General features: G+C 57.9%; 22 protein-coding genes. 11 read left to right on the top strand and 11 right to left on the bottom strand.

Annotated features, from left to right (window positions below):
- The first annotated feature begins 153 nt into the window (after positions 1–153).
- Positions 154–903, top strand: a complete 750-nt coding sequence (ydfG, locus tag FEM41_RS17040; protein ID WP_138097390.1) for a bifunctional NADP-dependent 3-hydroxy acid dehydrogenase/3-hydroxypropionate dehydrogenase YdfG — start codon at positions 154–156, stop codon at positions 901–903.
- A 91-nt stretch (positions 904–994) separates the two neighbouring features.
- Complete coding sequence (locus FEM41_RS17035; protein ID WP_138097389.1) at positions 995–1,678, top strand: GntR family transcriptional regulator; 684 nt, start codon at positions 995–997, stop codon at positions 1,676–1,678.
- A gap of 45 nt (positions 1,679–1,723) precedes the next feature.
- On the opposite strand, the gene fruA is transcribed toward FEM41_RS17035, so the two are convergent.
- The 7 genes from fruA to FEM41_RS17000 form a co-directional block, all read right to left on the bottom strand.
- Positions 1,724–3,394 carry a PTS fructose transporter subunit IIBC gene (gene fruA, locus FEM41_RS17030; protein ID WP_138097388.1) on the bottom strand — a complete coding sequence of 557 codons (1,671 nt, stop codon included), beginning with the start codon at positions 3,392–3,394 and terminating at the stop codon, positions 1,724–1,726.
- Positions 3,391–4,350, bottom strand: a complete 960-nt coding sequence (gene fruK, locus FEM41_RS17025) for a 1-phosphofructokinase (protein ID WP_138097387.1) — start codon at positions 4,348–4,350, stop codon at positions 3,391–3,393. Before fruK ends, fruA begins: the two co-directional genes overlap by 4 nt.
- Positions 4,347–5,480: a fused PTS fructose transporter subunit IIA/HPr protein gene (gene fruB, locus FEM41_RS17020; RefSeq protein ID WP_138097386.1), complete on the bottom strand. Its 1,134-nt coding sequence runs from the start codon at positions 5,478–5,480 to the stop codon at positions 4,347–4,349. The genes fruK and fruB overlap by 4 nt, the downstream gene beginning before the upstream one ends.
- Positions 5,481–5,828: 348 nt before the next feature.
- A complete protein-coding gene (locus tag FEM41_RS17015) occupies positions 5,829–6,032 on the bottom strand; it encodes a cold-shock protein (RefSeq protein ID WP_138097385.1) in 204 nt (67 codons plus the stop codon).
- 132 nt (positions 6,033–6,164) lie between these two features.
- The gene (locus FEM41_RS17010) at positions 6,165–7,631 is read right to left on the bottom strand and encodes a mannitol dehydrogenase family protein (protein ID WP_138097384.1); all 1,467 of its coding nucleotides are present in this window, start codon (positions 7,629–7,631) and stop codon (positions 6,165–6,167) included.
- A gap of 155 nt (positions 7,632–7,786) precedes the next feature.
- Entirely contained in the window at positions 7,787–9,181 is a 1,395-nt protein-coding gene (locus FEM41_RS17005) for an MFS transporter (RefSeq protein WP_138097383.1), read from the bottom strand.
- 50 nt (positions 9,182–9,231) lie between these two features.
- Positions 9,232–10,245 carry a Zn-dependent oxidoreductase gene (locus tag FEM41_RS17000; RefSeq protein ID WP_138097382.1) on the bottom strand — a complete coding sequence of 338 codons (1,014 nt, stop codon included), beginning with the start codon at positions 10,243–10,245 and terminating at the stop codon, positions 9,232–9,234.
- A 354-nt stretch (positions 10,246–10,599) separates the two neighbouring features.
- On the opposite strand from FEM41_RS17000, the gene FEM41_RS16995 reads away from it, so the two are divergent.
- The gene (locus FEM41_RS16995) at positions 10,600–10,944 is read left to right on the top strand and encodes a DUF1283 family protein (protein WP_168198818.1); all 345 of its coding nucleotides are present in this window, start codon (positions 10,600–10,602) and stop codon (positions 10,942–10,944) included.
- 50 nt (positions 10,945–10,994) lie between these two features.
- Positions 10,995–11,555, top strand: a complete 561-nt coding sequence (gene speG, locus FEM41_RS16990; RefSeq protein ID WP_138097381.1) for a spermidine N1-acetyltransferase — start codon at positions 10,995–10,997, stop codon at positions 11,553–11,555.
- On the opposite strand, the gene FEM41_RS16985 is transcribed toward speG, so the two are convergent.
- Positions 11,549–12,253: a YnfC family lipoprotein gene (locus FEM41_RS16985; RefSeq protein ID WP_138097380.1), complete on the bottom strand. Its 705-nt coding sequence runs from the start codon at positions 12,251–12,253 to the stop codon at positions 11,549–11,551. The genes speG and FEM41_RS16985 overlap by 7 nt on opposite strands.
- 112 nt (positions 12,254–12,365) lie before the next feature.
- Here FEM41_RS16985 and FEM41_RS16980 point away from each other — a divergent pair, with 112 nt between their 5' ends.
- The 7 genes from FEM41_RS16980 to osmV all read left to right on the top strand — a co-directional run bounded on the left by FEM41_RS16980 (position 12,366) and on the right by osmV (position 19,841).
- Positions 12,366–12,647: a DUF1161 domain-containing protein gene (locus FEM41_RS16980; RefSeq protein WP_138097379.1), complete on the top strand. Its 282-nt coding sequence runs from the start codon at positions 12,366–12,368 to the stop codon at positions 12,645–12,647.
- Positions 12,648–12,989: 342 nt separating this feature from the next.
- Positions 12,990–15,431 (top strand): selenate/tellurate reductase subunit YnfE, encoded by a 2,442-nt coding sequence (gene ynfE / locus FEM41_RS16975; protein ID WP_138097378.1) that lies wholly within the window; start codon positions 12,990–12,992, stop codon positions 15,429–15,431.
- Positions 15,432–15,448: 17 nt separating this feature from the next.
- Complete coding sequence (gene dmsD / locus FEM41_RS16970; protein ID WP_138097377.1) at positions 15,449–16,075, top strand: Tat proofreading chaperone DmsD; 627 nt, start codon at positions 15,449–15,451, stop codon at positions 16,073–16,075.
- A 289-nt stretch (positions 16,076–16,364) separates the two neighbouring features.
- Positions 16,365–17,075, top strand: coding sequence for an ABC transporter permease (locus FEM41_RS16965; protein WP_138097376.1), 711 nt, complete (start codon positions 16,365–16,367; stop codon positions 17,073–17,075).
- A 13-nt stretch (positions 17,076–17,088) separates the two neighbouring features.
- Positions 17,089–17,991, top strand: a complete 903-nt coding sequence (locus FEM41_RS16960; RefSeq protein ID WP_138097375.1) for a glycine betaine ABC transporter substrate-binding protein — start codon at positions 17,089–17,091, stop codon at positions 17,989–17,991.
- A gap of 9 nt (positions 17,992–18,000) precedes the next feature.
- Positions 18,001–18,639, top strand: coding sequence for an osmoprotectant ABC transporter permease OsmW (gene osmW, locus FEM41_RS16955; RefSeq protein ID WP_138097374.1), 639 nt, complete (start codon positions 18,001–18,003; stop codon positions 18,637–18,639).
- A gap of 53 nt (positions 18,640–18,692) precedes the next feature.
- Positions 18,693–19,841 (top strand): osmoprotectant ABC transporter ATP-binding protein OsmV, encoded by a 1,149-nt coding sequence (gene osmV, locus FEM41_RS16950; RefSeq protein ID WP_138097373.1) that lies wholly within the window; start codon positions 18,693–18,695, stop codon positions 19,839–19,841.
- 49 nt (positions 19,842–19,890) lie between these two features.
- Here the strand turns inward: osmV and bioD are convergent, their stop codons facing one another.
- The 3 genes from bioD to FEM41_RS16935 form a co-directional block, all read right to left on the bottom strand.
- The gene (gene bioD / locus FEM41_RS16945) at positions 19,891–20,586 is read right to left on the bottom strand and encodes a dethiobiotin synthase (protein ID WP_138097372.1); all 696 of its coding nucleotides are present in this window, start codon (positions 20,584–20,586) and stop codon (positions 19,891–19,893) included.
- A gap of 127 nt (positions 20,587–20,713) precedes the next feature.
- Positions 20,714–21,934 (bottom strand): sugar metabolism global transcriptional regulator Mlc, encoded by a 1,221-nt coding sequence (mlc, locus tag FEM41_RS16940; protein WP_138097371.1) that lies wholly within the window; start codon positions 21,932–21,934, stop codon positions 20,714–20,716.
- Between the two features lie 109 nt (positions 21,935–22,043).
- Positions 22,044–22,949: a LysR family transcriptional regulator gene (locus FEM41_RS16935; protein WP_138097370.1), complete on the bottom strand. Its 906-nt coding sequence runs from the start codon at positions 22,947–22,949 to the stop codon at positions 22,044–22,046.
- Positions 22,950–23,041: the final 92 nt, after the last annotated feature.

The raw sequence follows: 23,041 nt of genomic DNA, 5'->3' as shown, positions 1-23,041 counted from the left end.
ATCACCGGTTTAGCCTTATAGCTTATGCCGCGGGCTGCTGCCGGGCAACGTCATAACCGCAATAAGAATTTCATCGATCCTATTCGCCGCAAGCCGTGTTAGGCTGTATATTCAGTCAGTTACCACTTAGATAATGCGTTGAGGAACATCAAGATGATTATTCTGGTTACCGGCGCCACCGCCGGCTTTGGTGAATGTATTGCCCGTCGCTTTGTGAAGAATGGCCACCGGGTGATCGCCACCGGGCGCCGTCACGACCGCCTTCAGGCGCTGCAGGCTGAGCTCGGTGATGCCGTACTGACCATGCAACTGGACGTGCGCAATCGCGCCGCCGTTGAAGAGGCCATCGCCTCGCTGCCTGAAGACTGGCGTGAGATCGATATTCTGGTAAATAACGCCGGGCTGGCGCTGGGACTGGAACCCGCGCAGCGCGCCAGCGTCGATGACTGGGAAGCGATGATCGACACCAACAATAAAGGGCTGATCTGGATGACCCGCGCGGTACTGCCGGGCATGGTCGAGCGCAACCGCGGCCACATTATCAATATGGGCTCCACCGCAGGAAGCTGGCCCTATGCCGGTGGTAACGTTTATGGCGCCACTAAAGCGTTCGTCCGCCAGTTCAGCCTGAACCTGCGTACCGATTTGCACGGTACCGCCGTCCGCGTAACCGATATCGAGCCAGGGCTGGTGGGCGGCACCGAATTTTCTAATGTGCGTTTTAAAGGCGACGAGGCGAAGGTGGAACAGACCTACCAGGACAGTAACGCCCTGACGCCGGAAGATGTAACCGAAGCGGTCTGGTGGGTCGCCACCCTGCCGGCTCACGTCAACATCAACACCCTGGAGATGATGCCAGTCAGCCAGAGTTTCGGCGGTCTGAGCGTGCATCGTCAGCGCTAGCGCTTGTCCTGCCCGGCCTTTATGGCCGGGTATAGGCCAGTCGTTAGAAAAATGCTAAAATCGGTAAGTTACTCACCACTCAGATAAAACAATGGCCGTCGATACGTTAAACCCCACACAGCCCGTTAATCAGCAGATCTATCGCATCCTGCGCAGGGATATCGTTCACTGCCTGATTCCGCCAGGCACGCCGCTTTCGGAAAAAGAGGTATCGGTCCGGTTCGATGTCTCTCGCCAGCCGGTGCGCGAAGCCTTTATCAAACTGGCGGAAAACGGACTGATTCAGATCCGTCCCCAGCGCGGCAGCTATGTGAATAAGATCTCCATCCGCCAGGTCAGCAATGGCTGCTTCGTGCGCCAGGCCATTGAATGCGCCGTCGCGCGCCGCGCCGCCAGCCTGATTAACGACGACTGGCTGTGGCAGCTGGAGCAGAATCTGAGCCAGCAGCGTAGCGCCATCGATCGCCAGCAGCAGAATGATTTCTTCACCCTGGACGATGATTTTCACCAGAAAATGGCGCTGATTGCCGACTGCCAGCTCGCCTGGGATACGGTGGAAAATATTAAGGCCGCCATTGACCGGGTACGCTACATGAGTCTCGATCACGTTTCACCGCCGGAGATGCTGCTGAATCAGCATTTTGAGATCTTCAATGCGCTGGAACAGCGTGACGAAGCCCGGGTGGAAGAGGCCATGCGCCGTCATCTTCATGAGATTAGCGAATCCATACTGCTGATTCGTAAAGAGAACAGCGAGTGGTTTAGCGAAGAGTAAAACCGATAGCAGCGGGCCGATAATACTGGCCCGCTTTTGCAAAGGTCAGGCAACCGCCTGTTCAGGGCGCTTGAGCAGCGCATAGGAAACACCCGCCACCAGCGTCCCCGCCACAATAGCCAGCAAATAGCCCAGTACCGGCGTAATTGCGCCCGGAATAAACAGCACAAACAGCCCGCCGTGCGGCGCCATCAGCGCGGCTCCGACCGCCATAGAGATAGCCCCGGTCACGGCGCCGCCTGCGATACAACAAGGCAGCACGCGCATCGGATCCCGGGCGGCAAAGGGAATCGCCCCTTCGGTGATAAAACAGAGTCCCAACACCAGCGCCGCCTTACCCCCTTCACGCTGGCCATTATCGAACTTTTTGCCGGCGATAAGCGTAGCCAGCCCCAGCGCCAGCGGCGGCACCATCCCGGCTCCCATAATCGCCGCCATCGGCGCATAGGTTTGGGTGCTCAGCAGCCCCACGCCGAACGCATAGGCGGCTTTATTCAGCGGCCCGCCCATGTCGGTACACATCATGCCGCCGAGGATCGCCCCCAGCAGAACCGCATTGGTCGTCCCCATGGTCTGTAACCAGTGGGTCAGCGCCGCCAGAATACCGGCCACCGGCCGACCGATCAGGTAGATCATCGCCAGACCCACAACCAGACTGGCCACCAGCGGAATAATCAAAATCGGCTTTAATGCCTCCATCCCCGCCGGTAATTTCAGCCGGGCGCCAATCAGTTTCGCCACGTACCCCGCCAGGAAACCGGCAATAATGCCGCCGATAAAACCGGCTCCTGTGCTGACCGCCAGCATCCCGCCAATCAGCCCCGGGGTCAGGCCCGGCCGGTCGGCAATCGAAAAGGCGATATAGCCCGCCAGCACCGGAACCATCAGGGCGAACGCCGAATCGCCGCCAATCTGCATCAGCGCCGCGGCCAGGGTTCCCGGCTCCTTAAAAGCCTCGATCCCGAAGGCGAAAGAGAGGGCGATACACAAACCGCCCGCCACCACCATCGGCAGCATAAAAGAGACTCCGGTCAACAGGTGACGATAAGCGCCGCTCCCCTCGCCGCCCGCTGCTTTGGTCGATGCGTTTTCGTCACCGCTGTCCGGATGGTACGGCTGTGCATCGGCCAGCGCACGGTCAAACTCCTGAGCCGTCTTTTTGAGCGCCAGACCGGTTGAAGTGCGGTACATCGGTTTACCGGCAAATTTGCTCAGATCGACTTCGATATCGGCGGCGACCAGCACCAGATCCGCCTGTTCTGCCTCTTCCGGGGTTATCGCATTCCCCGCCCCGACAGAGCCGCGGGTTTCGACCTTCACCCACCAGCCGCGTTTTTTGGCTTCGGTTTCAATGGCTTCCGCCGCCATAAAGGTGTGCGCCACACCGGTTGGGCAGGCGGTCACGGCCACAATGCGGCGGGGAACCACCGCAGCGGCCGTTTCCGGCACCTGATACGGCTGCGCCCGGCTTTGGGCTTCGCTCAGGAATGTTTCCGGTTCAGCCACCGCGCCGTTAATGTCCCCCTGATATACCCGCTTGCCATTCAGGGCGCTGTCGGTCAGCGGCGTGGTGCCCAGCACAATCACCAGCCCGGCTTCGTCCAGGTGATCGGTCATGGTCATTTGGGCCTTCGCAGCGGCGGCGCCAAGCAGATTTTTTGCCATCCGGGCACGCACCTGACCCAGTTCAGTACCTACAATCAGCAGCGTTTTCATGAGTCGCTCTCCTGCCGTGAATCAAAAGGATTTACTTCCACGCGGGCCATCATGGCCGCCAGCCGCGGCCGGTCGCTGATGCCGACGTTACTCTGGCCAACCGCCAGCGCCGACACGGCCGTCGCCAGGCGTAAGGTATGCTGGTTGGATTCGCGCATCAGCAACCCGTAAATAATGCCGCCGACCATGGCGTCTCCGGCGCCGACGGTACTGACCACATCGACAGATGGCGGTCTGGCTATCCATGCGCCGGATCCGCTCACCCACAGGGCGCCCTGCTCGCCAAGGGAGATCACCACATGGGCGATACCCTGCTGACGCAGCGCATGAGCGGCCATCACCACATCACCGATTTCCGGTAGCGGACGACCAGCCCAGATTTCCAGCTCGCGACGGTTGGGTTTGACCAGCCAGGGCGCAGCCAGGAGCCCTGCCACCAGCGCCTCGCGGCTGCTGTCGAAAATGATGCACGGACAGAGATCGCGCAACGCAGCCATCCAGCGGGAAAAAGCATCGGGGTTTACGCCCGCAGGCAGACTGCCGCTGACGCAGATCATGTCGAACTGACCACTCCAGCTCAGGGAATCCTCAACAAAGCGCGTCCACTCTTCGGGCGACACCTCAAAGCCCGAGAAATTCAGATCGGTGACGGCGCTGCTTTGTTCGGTCAGTTTGACATTAATGCGGGTTCGCCCTGGCACTACGTGAAAGCGGTTGGTGATGCCCAGCTCGCTGAACAGTTGCTGAAATCCTTGCAGGTTCTCTTTCCCCAGAAAACCGCTCACGGTAACGTCGATCCCCAGGTCCTTAAGCACCCTTGCGACATTGATACCTTTACCCGCCGCATGCAGCCCCGTGGTACGCACCCGGTTGACTTCGCCGCTTTCGATTTCGGGAATGAATCCCACCAGGTCGTAAGCCGGATTCAGGGTAATAGTGGCCACCCGTCTGCTCATTGCGCACCCTCCCCAAGACCGTCGGCGATAGCCTGTCCGATGTGATTTAACGCCGCAGCAGCGTCTTCGCCCCGGGCCGTTATCCGTATCCGGTGCCCCTTTTTCACCCCCAGCGCCACCACCTTCATCAGACTGCGTCCGTTCACGGCCTTGCCGCTGCCGTTAAGGTTGGTCACGGTAATTTCGCTGTTGAACTGTTTGATGGCATTCACCAGCATGGCGCCGGGACGGGCGTGCAGGCCGTGCTCATTAGGCACGACAAATTCCGCGCTGAGACAGTCGTCACAAACCGCGCCCTCCCCGGTCAGCAGCGCCAGCAGAGTGGCAGCATCCGCTGTCAGCAGACGCTGTGCCTCACCGGCCGTCAGTAGCGCACTCAGGCGATCCAGTACCGCTAGCGGCTGGTCATCGACCATGGCGACCGTCACTAAAAGCGCCGCTGGCTGGCCCTCCACCTCCAGCGGCGTATCAGCACGGCTTATTGCGATAGCACTTTTCAGGCTGCCTTCCGTGCTGTCATTCAACCAGACTCCCTGGCCCAGATTCATGGGGCTATCGCCAATCGCATGGCTCACAAAGCGCGTATCAACCGCACCCGCCGCTTTCAGACGCCCGACGTTCAGCGCCTGAAGCATGACCAGGTCACTGGCGGCGACATCCAGCGTCAGCATGTCGTTATCCAGTTTCAGCGCCTGCTGCTGGCTTTCCCCCATCAGCAGGGCGCGCAATACGTGCGGATCGGTGGTGGATTTCAGGCGCTCCGCCACCGACTCATCGCTCAGCACGTGAGTCAACTGGCGCAGCAGGCCAAGATGTTCATCTGAACGGGCCGCAATGCCCAGCGCCACATACACCGTCTGCCCTTCGCCCCAGCAGACGCCGTCCGGAAATTGATACACCTGGACGCCGGTTTTCAGTACCTGATCACGGGTTGCTGTAGTGCCATGGGGAATGGCGATTCCGTTGCCAAGCCAGGTGGACGTTTGCTGTTCGCGCGCCAGCATGCCATCGACATAGCCTGTGGTAACGTTGCCTGCCTGAGTCAGCGCCCCGGCCACCAGACGGATGGCCTCCTCTTTGCTTCCCGCATACTGCCCCGGGTGAATGTCCTGCACAGATAACTGGAACATAGTCCCCTCCTTTTTTTGGGAAATTGAAACGATTCAGCTTTTTGGGCAAAAAAAAGCCTGCTGTCAGGATAAGATCCAACAGGATAAAGGCTGAAACGTTTCAATTAATTTGTGCCCTTAGCGCGAATCCTGCAAGAAAAGCGGCGGATTTCGTTATAAAAATTAGACCTGAAACACATTTTGATAACATTCCCACCAGATTTGCTGAACGAAAATACGGTTTCAGCAATCCGGCAGATAACATCACCAAAAAGCGTAAAAAACGGGGGAGATCGTAAGGTATGTGGAAGTACAGAAGCGGGTTCATTTGGGCGATGAACCCTTTTCGATAGACGCTCAGAAGGCGCGTCAGAGTGGACGGATATTCTCCGCCTGAGGCCCTTTTTGCCCCTTGGTTATGTCAAACTCAACCTTTTGCCCCTCTTCCAGTGATTTATAGCCTGACATCTGGATAGCCGAATGATGGGCAAACACATCCTCACCGCCACCGTCCGGGCTAATAAAGCCAAATCCTTTATCGGCGTTAAACCATTTCACTGTTCCTGTCGCCATGGGTCACCTCGGGTTCGATCGCTAAAAAGTTAGCGTTAAAAGCGTGGTACAAACCGGGGTCGCTGTCAATTTGCGGGGAATGCGGAAGGGATTGAATAAAGCGCCGACAACAATCGCCGGCGCTGATAACGCTTATTTCAGTCGTTCGGCAGCCTGCGCCACCATAACACGAGCCCCGTTGGTTAACAGCCCCTGGTAAGCCGCCAGCACCTTAGCGACAAAGACGCTGCTGTCCGGCAGGTCGCGACCGAAGATCGCATCCAGACTCAGTAGCGCGCGTACCCGGGCTTCGCCCTCTTCGCTGGAGGCAACCGCCTGAGTGATGGCAGGCAGCAGCGGATCGCTGATTTCGATCGCCGCGCCCTGCTCGTCCACCCCGCCGACATAGCGCATCCAGCCCGCCACGCCAAGCGCCAGTAGCTCGAAGGCATCATCATGGGCCAGATGCCAGCGAACGGGATCCAGCATACGCTGAGGCAGTTTCTGGCTACCGTCCATAGCAATCTGCCAGGTACGGTGACGCAGCGCCGGGTTGCAGTAGCGGGCGATAAGCGAATCGGCATAGCGGCGCAGATCCACGCCCTGCACCTTCAGCGTCGGCGCCTGTTCGTTCAGCATCAGCCCGTGAGCGGCACGGCGATAGTTTTCATCCTCCATGCACTCGTTGATGTGCTGATAGCCCCCCAGATACCCCAGGTAAGCCAGGAAGGAGTGGCTGCCATTCAGCATACGCAGCTTCATCTCTTCCCAGGGCAGTACGTCCTGTACCAGTTCGGCACCGGCTTTTTCCCACTCCGGGCGCCCCGCCACAAAGTTATCTTCAATCACCCACTGGCGGAACGGTTCACAGGCGACCCCTGCCGGATCGGCCACGCCAATGTGGCTTTCAATCTGCGCCAGGGTTTCAGCCGTCACCGCCGGAACGATCCTGTCCACCATGGTGGAAGGGAATGTCACTGCTTTTTCGATCCAGGCCGCCAGCGCCGGATCCAGCTCGCGGGCGTAAGCCAGTACCACATTGCGGGTCACATGGCCGTTTTCCGGCATGTTGTCGCAGGACATTACGCTAAAGCCCGGCAGCCCGGCCGCTTTACGGCGCGCCAGCGCCGCGACTATCGTTCCCGGTGCCGAACGCGGCGCCTGGGGGTGAGCTAAATCGGCCTGAATCAGCGGATGGTCAATCACCAGCTCGCCGGTAGCCGGAGAGTGGCAATAGCCTTTTTCGGTTACGGTCAGAGAAACAATGGACACTTCCGGACGGCACATGGCCGCCAGCACCGTATCAATACCATCCACTTCCGCGTGCAGGGCCTCTTTCACCACCCCAACGACCCGGGAGCTCCAGCCTTCGCCGGACATTTCAGAGACGCTGAACAGGTTTTCCTGGCGCTTGAGGGAGGCGATCTGCTGCTCACCGCCAATCAGGTTAACTTCGCAGTAGCCCCAGTCGCTGTTGTGCTCAGCGGCGAGGATATCGGCAAACACCGCCTGGTGAGCGCGATGAAATGCGCCAAATCCCAGGTGAACGATACGGGTTTGCAGACGGTTACGGTCATACTTCGGCAGGGTTGCCCGCGCGGACCAGAGTGAATTTACCATTGTTGATACCCACTTCATCATTAATAAGGGAACGGAGGCAGACTACCTTCTGCACCCGTTCGCACCTTGATTTGCGACAGTTTTTGCCAACTACCCTGACTAGAATGGTAACAAAGTGTGAGCACCATCCCATGGTGGGGCAGCTGGCAGAGTGTTCAGGAAAGCGTGCGGGTCGCGCGGGCGCTATGGCCTGGTGCCGCGATATCAGCCGCGTCTTCCGGATGTTCCAAATCACGATCCGCCACTTCCGGCATCAGGAACGCAGAGATCAGACCAATCCCTGAGTAAGCCACGATCATCGCCGCAATCGGCCACCAGTCCCCGGTTATGTTGCAGAAGATACCGGCCAGCAGTGGGCCAAACCCGACGGCAATAAGGCCGCCAGCCTCTTTGGAAATCGCCATACGGGTAAAGCGATTGCGGGAGCCGAAGATCTCCGCCATGGTGATATTTTCCAGCGCAAACAGCCCCAGCACCGCCACGTTATGGATAATAATGATGCTCGCCATCATCACCCCCACCGACGAAGCGCCGTTAGTCAGCAGCGACAGCATCGGCCAGGCCAGCAGTATGGCGCTGATATTGACGATGATGTACGGCATACGGCGCCCTACCCGGTCGGAGATCCAACCCAGCAGCGGAATGGTCAGGAAACCAATCACCGAGCTTATCATCAGGGCATCCGTCGGAATGCTCTTGTCCAGTAGCAGCGTCTGAACCAGATAGCCCGCCAGGAAGGTCTGGATCAGCCCCGAGTTACCCGCCTGACCAAAGCGCAGGCCGCTGGCCAGCCAGAAGGATTTGCTACGCAACATCGCGCCGATGGTGTTGTCCTGATCGATGGGCGTGCCCTGCTGTTCATCCTGTTCCTGAACGCCTTCAAATACCGGGCTTTCCTTCAGGTTCATACGCAACCAGATGGCAAAGATCATCACCACCGCGCTGCACAGGAAGGGGATGCGCCAGCCCCAGTCCACCAGCTGTCCGCGGTCCAGCAGGAAGAACATCAGGGCCCAGATGGCGGTGGCAGTCAGAGTACCGCAGTTGGTGCCCATCGCCACCAGTGACGAGATAATGCCGCGTTTACCGCGCGGCGCATATTCTGCCAGCATGGTGCCCGCGCCGGAGATCTCGGCGCCAGCCCCCAGCCCCTGTATGATTCGCAGCGTCACCAGCAGAATCGGCGCAAAGATGCCAATCTGGGCATAGGTGGGCAACACGCCGATAAGCGTGGTACAGATTCCCATCATGGTGATGGTAATGAACAGCACTTTCTTACGTCCAACCTGGTCACCCATCCGGCCGAAAACAAAGGCGCCAACGATGCGGGCGATATAACCCGCGCCGTAGGTTCCCATCGCCAGAATCAGCGCCATAGCCGCCGACTGCCCAGGGAAGAAGATCTCGTGAAACACCAGCGCGGCGCCCAGTGAATAGAGCTGGAAATCCATAAACTCCAGCGCGGTTCCAAGCCAGCCCGAGACTGCAGCCTTCACCAGGTCGCGGGTATTGCGTTCCGGCTTATTGCTGTTTTCAGTCGTATCAGTCATTTTTCATTTCCCCGTTTATCCTTACAGGTTGTGGGTACAGAACGTCGTACTCAGAAATTGAGCAACACCTTGCAGCACTGCTTCTGGTCCTTCTCAAAGGTTTCCATTGCCTCCAGTACCTGCTCCGCCGGATAGCTATGGGTAATCAGTTTTTCGGGCTGAATCAGACCACGCGCCATCCAGTCGATCACCATCGGAAAGCGGTTGCTGTTCAGACGTGAGCTGATAATGGTCAGTTCTTTACTGGTGATGCCTTGCTGGCTTATGGTGCAGGGATCGGCAGAGAAGCCCATGATGCCGATACGGCCCGCGGGCGATGCCAGACTAATGGCTTCCGGCAGAATGCTGGGATGGCAGGCGGCATCGACGATAAGCGTCGGTCGTACCCCATGCTGCGTCAGCCAGTCGGCCAGATTTTCACGACCGTTGTTAATGGTGTGGTCGGCGCCGTTAACCCGCGCCATCTCCAGACGTTCATCAATGCGATCCGCCACAATCACGGTCTTGACGCCGTAAACGCCGCGCAGCGCCTGGATCGTCGTCAGGCCCATCGGCCCCGCGCCGTAAACCAGCGCCACATCCAGCGGACCTGGCTGCAACTGACTGCAAATATTGGCGGCGATGGTAAAAGGTTCAATCATGGTGGCACGATCGTCAGGGATCGTCTCCGGCACCCGGTGAGCGTTACCTGCCGGAATCACGACGGCTTCACTAAAACCGCCGTCCCGATGCACGCCAACCACCTGCAATTCGGTGCAGACATTGGGTCGGCCAATCTGACAGGGGTAGCAATGCCCGCAGCTCACCACAGGGTCGCCCGCAACCCGTTCGCCGACGCGCGCCGGATCGACGCCCTCGCCCACGGCGTCGATATGGCCAAAGAATTCATGGCCAATCACTCTGGGATATTTAGCGAACGGATTATGGCCGTGGAAAATATGCACATCGGAGCCGCAGATCCCGGCATGCTTCACGCGAATTCTGACTTCACCTGGCGCGGGCTGCGGCAATGGACGCTCCGCGATTTCCAGATGACCTGGCTGCTGAACGACAACGCTTCTCATTGGTTTTTCTCCTGTTTTAACGATCCCGGCGATTCCATGCGGCCCGCCGTTTTCCCGGTGTTAATTAACGCTTTGCGACTCACCCGTTCCAGAGCCTGCCGTCTGATGGCTATCTCACTTATCTTTCTGGGGCCCATCATTCCTCCCGAACAACTACCATACAAGTATAAATAGTGAAAAAATTGTACTCCATCACACTATTGGCTCAGGAAATGCAACAGTTTCAGAACCTTCCACATCGCCCTGTAACCTTTGAGTGACAGCCTCCTGTGCAGGGATCTGTGGGGTGTCCGGCGCGCAAAAATCGGCTAAAATGGGAGCGTCGTGACGTTCACGACCAATAAGGAAATTACTATGAGTCATTCAATGAAGCGCCTGTCCCTTGCGCTGCTGCCGCTGGCATTCAGCACCGCCGCCCTGCTTTGCGCACCGGCCCAGGCTCAAACCAACAAGTTAATCATCGAATCCGGCGACAGCGCCATGAGCCGCCAGCAGGCCGCCATGGATAAAGAACAGTGGGGAGATACCCGTTCGCTGCGTCAGAAGGTGAATCGCCGTACGGAGAAAGAGTGGGATAAAGCGGATACCGCTTTTGACGCCCGCGATAACTGCCAGAAAAGCGCCAACCTTAACGCCTATTGGGAGCCAAACACCCTGCGCTGTCTGGATCGCCGTACGGGGCGCGTGATTAACCCGTAACCCTATGCTATGCGGCAGAACCCTCTGCCGCCGATTCAAGGAGTTCCCCTATGTCCGGCGATCTACAGGTTAAACTGCGCCCTCTGGAGCGTGAAGACCTTCGCTTCGTCCATCAACTGGATAATAACGCCAGCGTCATGCGCTACTGGTTTGAAGAGCCCTATGAAGCTTTTGTAGAACTCTCCGATCTTTACGACAAGCATATCCACGATCAGAGCGAACGCCGCTTTGTGGTGGAGTGTAATGGCGAAAAGGCCGGCCTGGTGGAGCTGGTGGAAATCAATCATGTGCACCGCCGCGCCGAATTTCAGATAATCATCTCTCCCGAACACCAGGGAAAAGGGCTGGCCTCGCGCGCTGCAAGGCTGGCGATGGACTACGGCTTTACCGTGCTGAATCTGTATAAGCTCTATCTGATTGTCGATAAAGAGAACGCGAAGGCGATTCATATTTACGAAAAGCTGGGCTTTATGGTCGAAGGCGAGCTGATCCACGAATTCTTCGTTAACGGCGAGTATCGCAACACCATCCGGATGTGCATCTTCCAGCATCAGTATCTGCAAAATCTGAAAGCGCCTGGCGCGGCCATGCTGACCCCCACCGCTCAGTAATAGCCGATGCTGTTGCTAATGATATAGCGCTGTTCCACACCGGTGATCAGATCGCGGCTGGTTAGCCGACAGGTGGTGGGGTTCCCTCTGCCATCGTAGTCGCAGCGCTGGTGGGTGGTGGCGATCTCCCGCCCATTACGTTCGCTGACCGCGGTGTAGTCCGGCTTACGTCCGGATTCACCGGCGGCAATACGTACTGCAGTCCGCTCGCCGTTTTCCCGGGTGATGTTACCCAGCGGATACCCCTCTTCATCATAGCGATAGTGAATCGCGACCTGCGGCCCCTGAGCGGAAGTAACAAAACCGCGCCGATCCTGGCGATAGTCGACAGACGCATCCGGCAGGGATCCTAACTGGCAATGGCCCTGCAACAGCACCCGCAGCACCCCGCTGTCGGCATCCACCATCATATCCTCCTGGCGCTGCAGCGAAGCATTACTGTCGTTTTGCAGATCGTGAAACTCCAGACTGTTAAAGCAGCCTTCACGAGAAAGTCGGGCGCTGACGTGACGTACGGTTTCACCGTTCTGATCGACGACCGTCTCGCTAAAGGCGCGTACCGGCCCGCGCAGTGGATCAAAATTAAACTCGTTCGCAAAGCTGGACATTTGTGGCGACCAGTCGTCGCTTCGGGAATGGCCATCGTCACAGCCGACAGCGAACAGCGCCAGCGCGCATCCCAGTAATCTTCTGTTCATTGTCTTCCCATACTCCTGAAATCCGAAAAAAAGCCAAATGATGCAAGTAAATACAGGACGTTACCCCTATTCTGCTATGATTGGAGCTCATGCTCAACAAAAGGAAGCAATCATGAAACCTTCGGTATGGATTAGCGCGTTACTCCTGGCGGCAGCCGCGCCGGTAATGGCAGCACAGAACTCGTGCGAAAAGGTGAAAGCGGAGATTGGGCAGCGCATTATCAATAACGGCGTGCCGGAGTCAGGATTCACTCTGACCATCGTCCCTAACGATCAGGCGGATCAACCCGGCGCCCAGGTCGTTGGCCACTGCGCCAACGACACCCAGAAGATTCTCTATACCCGCACCGGCGACGCCGCTGCCCCGGCAGACGATAGCGCTCCTCAGCAGTAATACTAAAGGGGTGCCTGTGGCACCCCTGAGACTGATGATAAACCCCAGGCCGAATTCGTTCGGCCAGAATCACCAGAAAAATAAACAAGGAAAATCAATCAACCACAAAGAGGGAAAAACCACGTTTTTTCCCTCTTTGTCATCAACCTGAGGGGTGCCTGTGGCGCCCCTGAAGGATTATCACGCAATAATGCGTCAACTTTGATGCATATTAATATCAGCTACCTCCACATGGGTAACACTCCCCCGCGATACGCCGATAACGCGGTGTCTCTGCAACCGATATCTCCATAACAACAAGGCACCTTCCTGGTTGCGGAAAGGCGTGCCGTGGAGTGAGCCATGTCCACCACTCAACAACAACCGGGCGGTATCAGCCGCCGCACACTGATTAAGTCATCGGCGATTGGCGGTCTTGCGCTGGCTGCCGGTTCGGTTTCGCTGCCTTTTGGTATCCGCCCGGTGGCCGCCGCCGTCGGCGATGCCGTCTCCGGCTCTGAAGACAGCATCGTCTGGGGCGCCTGCTCGGTCAACTGCGGTAGCCGCTGCGCGCTGCGCCTGCACGTACGCAACGATGAAGTCTGGCGGGTAGAGACCGATAATACCGGCGAAGATATTTACGGTAACCACCAGGTGCGGGCCTGCCTGCGCGGTCGTTCCATCCGCCGCCGTATGAATCATCCGGAACGCCTCAACTACCCGATGAAGCGGGTGGGCAAGCGCGGTGAAGGCAAGTTTGAACGCATCAGTTGGCAGGAGGCGCTGGATACTATCGCCGGACAGTTAAAGAAAACCGTCGAGCAGTACGGTAACGAGTCGGTCTATATCAACTACTCCTCCGGTATTGTGGGCGGTAATATCACTCGCTCCTCCCCTTACGCTTCGCTGGTGGCGCGCCTGATGAACTGCTACGGCGGCTTTCTGAGCCACTACGGCACCTACAGCACCGCGCAGATCTCCTGTGCCATGCCCTACACCTACGGCAGCAACGACGGTAACAGCACCTCCGATATCGAAAACAGCAAACTGGTGGTGATGTTCGGCAATAACCCGGCCGAAACCCGCATGAGCGGCGGCGGCATCACTTACTACCTGGAGCAGGCCCGGGAGCGTTCCAATGCCCGCATGATCGTTATCGATCCGCGCTATACCGATACCGCCGCCGGGCGCGAAGATGAGTGGCTCCCGATTCGCCCCGGAACCGACGCCGCCCTGGTAGCCGGCCTTGCCTGGGTACTGATTAACGAAGATCTGGTGGACCAGCCGTTCCTCGATAAATACTGCGTAGGCTATGATGAAAAAACCCTGCCCGCTGGCGCGCCAGCCAACGGCCACTATAAGGCCTGGATTCTGGGCCAGGGCGATGACGGCATAGCCAAAACGCCGCAGTGGGCATCGCAAATTACCGGTATCCCGGTCGATAAAATTATTACGCTGGCGCGTGAGATCGGCAGCGCTAAACCGGCTTATATCTGTCAGGGCTGGGGGCCACAGCGCCAGGCTAACGGCGAGCAGACCGCCCGCGCTATCGCCATGCTGCCTATTCTGACCGGCAACGTCGGCATTCACGGCGGTAACAGCGGCGCCAGGGAATCCACATACACCATCACTATCGAACGTATGCCGGTGCTGGAAAACCCGGTGAAGACCAGTATCTCCTGCTTTAGCTGGACCGACGCCATCACGCGCGGGCCGGAAATGACCGCCATCCGCGACGGCGTGCGCGGTAAAGAGAAGCTGGATGTCCCCATCAAGTTTATCTGGAACTACGCCGGTAACACCCTGATCAACCAGCACTCTGACATTAACCGCACCCACGATATTTTGCAGGATGACAGCCAGTGCGAAACCATCGTGGTGATTGAAAACTTTATGACCTCGTCGGCGAAATATGCCGATATCCTGCTGCCGGACCTGATGACCGTTGAGCAGGAGGATATTATCCCCAACGACTACGCTGGTAACATGGGCTACCTGATCTTTATTCAGCCCGCCACTACGGCGAAGTTCGAACGCCGTCCTATCTACTGGATCATGAGCGAGGTGGCGAAACGACTGGGGCCGGATATCCATCAGCGCTTTACCGAAGGACGAAGCCAGCGCCAGTGGCTGGAGCATCTGTATGCTAAAATGCGCGCCAGGGACCCGGAACTGCCCGAATTCGAAGCGCTGCGCGCCATGGGGATCTACAAGCGGCGCGATCCCAATGGCCATTTCGTGGCCTACCGCGACTTCCGACGCGACCCCGATGCGCATCCGCTCAAAACGCCTTCGGGCAAAATCGAGATTTACTCGCAGCGTCTGGCGGAAATCGCCGCCAGCTGGGAGCTGGCGCCGGATGACGTGATAAGCCCGTTGCCCGTCTACGCCTCCGGTTTCGAAAGCTGGGATGCACCACAGCGCGGGCGTTGGCCGCTACAGATGTTTGGTTTCCACTACAAAGCACGCACCCACTCCACTTACGGCAACATCGACGTGTTGCAGGCCGCCTGTCGTCAGGAAGTATGGCTCAACCCCATCGATGCCAGCAAACGGGGGATCGCCAACGGCGACAGGGTGCGGGTATTTAACGAGCGCGGCGAAGTCCGGGTGGCGGCCAAAGTGACGCCGCGAATCATGCCTGGCGTGACCGCCATGGGCCAGGGAGCCTGGCATCAGGCGGACATGAGCGGCGATCGTATCGATACGGGCGCCTGCATGAATACCCTGACCACTCACCGTCCGTCACCGCTGGCGAAAGGGAACCCGCAGCACAGTAACCTGGTGGAAATCGAAAAAATTTAGACGAGGTAAAAAGTTTAATGACCGCAACCAACCACAGCACCCGGCTCAACGCCATTGCGCTAAGCGGCCGGGTACTGGGCGCGCTGTTCTACTATGAACCACGCAGCGACGCCGCCGCGATGCTGACGCAAATGCTGCAAACCCCAGGCTGGGAGAGCGAATGGCCACTGTCCCAACCAGTACCCTCGGCTATTCCCGCCATGATGGCCGGGGACCGCCAGGATGAGACGCTGGAACAGGCGCACCAGCGGTTGTTCGTTGGCCCCTGGGCACTCCCGGCCCCCCCCTGGGGCTCGGTGTGGCTCGATCGGGAAAACGTGCTGTTTGGCGACTCGACCCTGGCGCTGCGCCAGTGGATGCAGAGCCGTGGCGTCGCCCATCATAGCGTACAGAATGAGCCGGAAGATCAGTTCGGCACCCTGCTGATGCTGGCCGCCTGGCTGGCGGATGCCGGACAGCAGCAGGCGCTGGATGAACTGCTGGCCTGGCATCTGCTGCCCTGGGCGCCGCGTTTCCTGGCCTGTTTTGTTGAAAATGCCGCCCATCCCTTCTGGCAGGGGCTGGGCGAGCTGGCTCAACTCACTCTCGCCGACTGGCGTTCCGGGCTGCCGATCCCGGTCGTCGAAAAACCGCTGTTCCGCTAATCCCCCACGGTCGGCGCCCTGCCGGCCGGTGCCTCAATTTGCTAAATATGTGACAGCGTCACACCTCACCCCTCGTTTTAAGACTTTTCTTACAATCAGGAATTAAACGTAGCGCAACAAGGGCAAATCGATGATTTCCCGGATAAAACTGTGGTGTATTCCATGCGTTCCTTTCTGGCAACCTGAGCCCGGGATTGTTATAGCTCAAGTAATCCGGCACTGCGCAACGCGGTCATAAGACGCAGCCGGAAGCGCGCATTTCCACGTTTACCACCGGAGACACACGGCAATGGCACTCTCATTCGCAAAACGGGCCGCGTTGGGCTTTCTGGCGCTGCTCATCATGCTCGGCCTGCTGGTCTGGGGCATCGGACCAGAAACTATCGCGGCACGCAAGGTCGATCTCATCTACCTTGGTCAGCAGCATATGATTCTGGTCTTCTCTTCCATGGCCCTTGCGCTGCTGATTGGCATTCCCAGCGGTATCCTGCTGAGCCGCCCCTTCGCCCGCCGCTGGGCCGAATACGTGATGCAGTTGTTTAATATCGGCAACACGCTGCCCCCCATGGCGGTACTGGCGCTGGCGATGGTGATTATCGGCATCGGCGACAGACCGGCGATCGTCGCGCTGTTCCTCGCCTCGCTGCTACCGATTGTGCGCAACACCTATGCCGGACTGTGCTCGGTACAGCCCGCGCTGTTGGAGGCGGCCAAAGGCATTGGCATGACCCGCTGCCAGCGGCTGCGTCAGGTAGAGTTGCCCAATGCCTGGCCGGTGATCATGTCCGGCATCCGCATCGCCACGGCGATTAATGTTGGCACCGCCCCCCTGTCGTTCCTGATTGGCGCCAGCAGCTATGGCGAACTCATCTTCCCGGGTATCTATCTGAACGACTTCCCCACGCTTATCCTCGGCGCTGCGGCTACGGCATTGTTCGCCCTGATCCTCGATATGTTGCTTGCCTCGCTGGAACGCTGGCTGAGCCCGCACACCGCCTGATGGAGTGGAGAGAATGAAACTGAAGACGCTGTTAACCACCACCCTGGCCGCCGCCGCGCTACTGGCCAGCTCCGTCCAGGCGGCGCCGCTGGTACTGGCGACCAAGAGCTTTACCGAGCAGCATATCCTGTCGGCCATGACCGCCCTTTATCTGCAGAAGAAAGGGTTCCAGGTTGATGCCAGAACTAATATCGCGACGGTGATTTCACGCAATGCCATGATCAACAAACAGATCGATATGACCTGGGAGTACACCGGCACTTCGCTGATTATCTTTAACCAGATCAAGGAGCGCATGACCCCGGAACAATCCTATGAGACCGTGAAGCGACTGGATGCGAAGCACGGTCTCATATGGCTGAAACCGGCGAAGATGAACAACACCTACGCCTTTGCTATGCAGCGCAAGCGTGCCGAGGCAGAGAACATCAGCACCATGTCGCAGATGGTAGCGAAAATTGAACAGATCCGTAAAAACGACCCCAAACATAACTGGCTGCTGGGGCTGGATCTGGAATTCAGCGGACGCAGCGACGGCATGAAACCGCTGCAGAAGGCCTACAACATGGAGCTGGACCGCCCACAGATTCGCCAGATGGATCCCGGACTGGTCTATAACGCTATTCGCGACGGCTTTGTCGATGCCGGTCTGATTTACACCACCGATGGTCGGGTGAAGGGTTTCGACCTTAAAGTACTGGAGGACGATAAAGGCTTCTTCCCCAGCTATGCCGTCACGCCGGTAGTACGTAAAGACACCCTGGAGGCGAATCCGGGTCTGGCGGAGGCGCTCAATACCCTCTCTGACCAACTGGACAACGAGACCATCACCACCCTGAACGCCCGGGTGGATATCGACCACGAATCTCCCCGGCGGGTGGCGCGTGATTTCCTGAAACAGAAAGGGCTACTGTAAGGAGCGCGCATGGAAACCATTGACTATATGATCAACAACGCCGGTTATCTGGGCACCCTGACGCTACAGCATCTGGTACTGGTACTGCTAGCCGTGGGGCTGGCGATTATTATCGGCGTGCCGTTGGGCATTACCATCGTGCGCTATAAGGCACTGGCCAGTACGGTATTGGGTCTGGCAACTATCGTTCTGACCATTCCGGCCATCGCGCTGTTCGGCCTGATGATTCCCCTGTTTTCGATGATCGGCCATGGGATTGGCGTGGTTCCGGCGGTGGCGGCGGTGTTCCTCTATTCGCTGCTGCCCATCGTGCGTAACACCTGGACCGCCCTCTCAAACCTGCCGCCTGAACTGCGGGAAGCCGGGCGCGGTATCGGCATGACCTTCTGGCAGCGCCTGCGTTGGGTGGAGATCCCCATCGCCCTGCCGGTGATCTTCGGCGGCATCCGCACTGCGGTGGTGATGAATATCGGGGTTATGGCCATCGCCGCCGTTATTGGCGCTGGCGGTCTGGGTCTGCTGCTGATCAACGGCATCGGCGGCAGCGACATCCGTATGCTGATTGCCGGCTCGGTAATGATCTGCCTGCTTGCCATTATTCTGGACTGGTTACTGCACGGCGTGCAGAAGCTATTGACGCGCGGTTAAAGCGTAGGATTTCGCCGCTCCGACAATAGCGGAACAGCAACTGGAGACAACACATGATAAAGCTGGAAAAACTGACCCGTCAGTTCGTTCAGAAAAACGGCCAGACCTTTAACGCCGTCGATAACGTCAGCCTGGAAGTACCCGAAGGCGAGATCTGCATCCTGCTCGGCCCTTCCGGCTGCGGTAAAACCACCACCCTGAAGATGATTAACCGGCTGATCGCTCCAAGCAGTGGTCGGGTGTTTATCAACGGTGAAGACACCAGCGACATGGATACCGTGGCGCTACGTCGTAATATCGGCTATGTGATTCAACAGATCGGTCTGTTCCCCAATATGACGATTGAAGAGAACATCACCGTGGTGCCCAGAATGCTGGGCTGGGATAAAAAACGCTGCCGCGAACGGGCCAGCGAACTGATGGCGATGGTAGCCCTGGATCCGCAGCACTATCTGCCCCGCTACCCCAAAGAGCTGTCCGGCGGCCAGCAGCAGCGTATCGGGGTGATTCGCGCCCTGGCGGCGGATCCGCCGGTACTGCTGATGGATGAACCCTTCGGCGCCGTGGATCCCATTAACCGCGAAGCCATTCAGAATGAATTTCTGGAGATGCAGCGCCAGCTGAAAAAGACGGTACTGCTGGTGAGCCACGATATTGATGAGGCGTTAAAACTGGGCGATCGCATCGCGGTATTCCGCCAGGGGAAAATCGTGCAGTGCGCCAGCCCCGATGAGCTGCTGGCCAAGCCCGCGAATGAGTTCGTCGGCACCTTTGTGGGCCAGGACCGTACCCTGAAGCGCCTGCTGCTGGTACAGGCCGGCGACGTTACCGATCGGCAGCCCATCATTACCGTTAAACGCGACACCCCGCTGGCGGAAGCCTTCGCCATTATGGACGACAACGATCAACGTTCGATTACCGTAGTGGATGATGAAGGCAAACCATTGGGCTTCGTAAAGCGCCGGGAAGCGCGCGGCGGTACCGGGAGCTGCGGCGACATGCTGCATGATTTCCGTATTACCGGTAAGGCGGAAGATAACCTGAGGGTGGTGCTCTCTAAGCTCTACGAGCACAATATGGTCTGGATGCCGATTGTGGACGAGGAAGGACGCTACAGCGGCGAAATTTCCCAGGATTATATCGCCGACTACCTCAGCTCTGGGCGCACCCGCCGGGCGTTGAATATTGTGAGTGGTGACTAAGACCCAACAAAAAGCCGGAACCTTTGTTCCGGCTTTTTGTTACGCAGAATTACAGCATAACCGCTTCCTGCATCAACGCCCTTTCCAGCGCTGTCCGATCGATATAGTGGCCGAGATCGCGCTGTTCCGCCCGCGGCAAATACGGAAGTTCGCCCAGTAGCGGTGCATTCAGCTTCTTCTGCAATACGCCGATAATCTCCGCGTAATGCGCCAGCCCCGGATTAATACGATTAGCGACCCAACCCAGCAGCGGTAGTCCGTCATTGGCAATGGCCTGCGCCGTCAGCAGTGCATGGTTAATACAGCCTTCCTGAATACCCACCACCATCAGCACCGGCAGTTGCTCCTGAACCACCCAGTCAGACAGCGGCCGCAGATCGTTCATCAGGCTACGCCAGCCTCCGGTTCCTTCCACCACCACCCGGTCGGCCAGCGAACTCAGGTTCGCCAGCCCTTCAGACAGCAGGCCGTAGTTAATCGTACCGCTATGCGCCAGGCTGCTCTCCTCTTCGCTAAAAGCGATGGGATTGACAGCGCCATAAGGCAGGGCCAGGGAAGAAACGCTCTGCAACACCAGCGCGTCTTTATTACGCAATCCTTCGGAGGTCTGTTGGCTGCCTTTCGCTACCGGCTTATAGCCCACAACGCTATTGCCGCTGGCGGCAAGCGCCTGCAGTAGTGCCCGTGACACGACTGTTTTTCCGACCGCGGTATCCGTACCTGTTATAAAGAAACGCTTCAGCATAGGAGCACTCCGTCAGTTATGCTCTGAAAATATCAAAAAGAAAATAATACAGTGACGGAAGTCTAAAATATGCAATCATACCCAGGATTGAGGTAGCGCAATTTTTCATGGATAAGGCTGAAAAATGTTACCCCTGGAGTAAACGGATCAATAATGAACCGTTATACATGGCATCCTTGACCAGCGCCGCACCGGCCATGGTCCCCTGATTATCAAAGCAGGTCGAGATCACGTCGATATGCTGGCTATAGGCGGGCAGAGCCTGGCGGCGAATGCAATCGCTGATGGTCGGATAGAGGATTTCCGTCGCCTGATTGAGTGGTGAACCGATAAGAATTTTTTGCGGATTAAGCAGGTTAACCATAATCGCCAGGATGCGACCGACATTCAACCCCACCCCCTGAATGATATCCCGGGCCAGCGGATCTCCGGCCTGAGCCGCCTCGCACAGCGAGGCGATGGTCAGCGCCCTGCCGTTCAATAGAGAACTCCCTGACTGCGCCAGCCGCTGCCGGGCCAGCTCCAGAATACTTTCCACGCTGGCGATCGTTTCCAGGCAGCCATGGTTGCCGCAGTAGCAGCGCTTGCCGTAAGGATCCACCTGGGTATGACCAATCTCCACCAGGCTACTGCTGCCGCCGTGCAACAGACGGCCATCGCTAATCACTCCGGCACCCACATTATGGTCAATCACCACCTGAATCACGTCCCTGGCTCCCTTAGAGGCGCCGAACAGCGATTCGGCCATGGTCCAGGCACTGATATCGTGCTGAATATAGACCGGCACGCCGATACGCTGCTCCAGTAACTCCCCCAGCGGCAGATCCCGAACCTCTTCATAGAATGGCATACGCCGGACAATGCCGTTGGCGGTATCGATAATGCCAGGTAGCGTGATGGCGATGGCGGTGAGTCGTTCCAGCTGGTGCTGGTGGCGGGTAAAGAAGCGATCGATTTCGGTACACAGCCTTAGGGAAAGCGCCTCTTCCGCTTCTGGCGCCAGCGGCAGCTGCTCTTCCACCACGACCTTGCCGCTCAGATCGTGCAGCCCCAACGCCAGTTCGCCACGGCTGATGCGTACCGCCAGATAGTGCCAGGCTTCGGTTTCCACCTTCAGGCCGATGGCCGGGCGCCCGCGACTGCCGGGCTCCTGAATTTCTGTTTCCTGGACCAGGTGGGCTTCCAGCAGTTCCCGAACAATTTTGGTGATACTGGCGGGCGCCAGCTGAGCAAGTCGCGACAGGTCGATGCGGGAAACCGGGCCATGTCTGTCGATCAGACGGTAAACCGCCCCTGCATTCATCTGTTTGATCTGATCGATATGCCCTGGCTGACTCTCCGATCCCACTGCTGGACTCCCTATTTTTCGCGCTTCGAAATAAACATTCAGGGCTATGGTGAATCAGTTAGCAAGGTGGCGTCAAATATTTACCCAGCCTTGTGATTTGTCGCACATTTTACTGCGCTTCTGGCGTCGTTTTACCTTTCAAAAGTTGCGCCAGACGACGGGCTGAGGCCCCAATCTCCCGGTGTTTTGGCCAGACCAGCCACATCTCGGAAACCGCTTGCTGTTCGCTAAAAGGAACCCAGACCGTTTCTGCCAGCTGCACCCGGCGGAAGGAAGCGGGCAAAATACTGACGCCCAGGCCCGCCGCCACCAGCCCGATAATGGTCATCGCTTCCCCCACTTCCTGGGTAATGTAGGGAGTCACACCATGGCGGCGCAGCAGGTTAAGGATGTCGTCATAAAGGCCGGTCCCCACTCTGGGGTCGAAAAAGACAAAGGGTTCGCTGGCCAGATCGCACAATGAAATCGTTGAGCGCCGCGCCAGCGGATTATCCTGGTGGACCACCGCCAGCAGCGGCTCACGCAGAATCAGATGCCAGTCCAGCGTCTCCGGCAGCACGGTATTGCGCATCAACCCCAGCTCCAGCTCTCCCTCGTTAAGCGGCGCAATCAGCGCCCGGGTGGTGTTTTCTACCGTCTCGATATGCACTTCCGGCCACAGGCGACGAAAGGTGGAAAGACTGTCGGAAACCGTACGAATAAAGGGCGCGGATGAGGTAAAACCGATACGCAGTTCGCCAGTTTCTCCGTGGTGCAGACGAGCGGCCCGTGCCGCGGCAGCCTCGACCTGGCCCAGAATCTGACGGACATCGCCCAGAAACTGGCGACCTGCCTCGGTCAGTTGCACGCTACGATTATTACGCGCCAGCAGACGGGCCCCCACCTCCTGCTCCAGAGTCTGGATTTGCTGGCTAAGGGGCGGCTGGGAGATGTTCAGACGCGCGGCGGCGCGCCCAAAATGCAGCTCTTCCGCTACGGCCACGAAGTAACGCAGATGACGCAACTCAATATTCATATTTAATAGATATCATTTAAGACTATTAATATATTAGACAGAATATTCCCGGCTTTCTACCCTATAAATACGTGATACTGGTCACTTTTTTA

The sequence above is a fragment of the Jejubacter calystegiae genome, from assembly GCF_005671395.1.
Lineage (GTDB): Bacteria > Pseudomonadota > Gammaproteobacteria > Enterobacterales > Enterobacteriaceae > Jejubacter > Jejubacter calystegiae.
The sequence above is the reverse complement of the archived record's forward strand: the minus strand, read 5'-3'. Positions and strand labels throughout refer to the sequence as shown.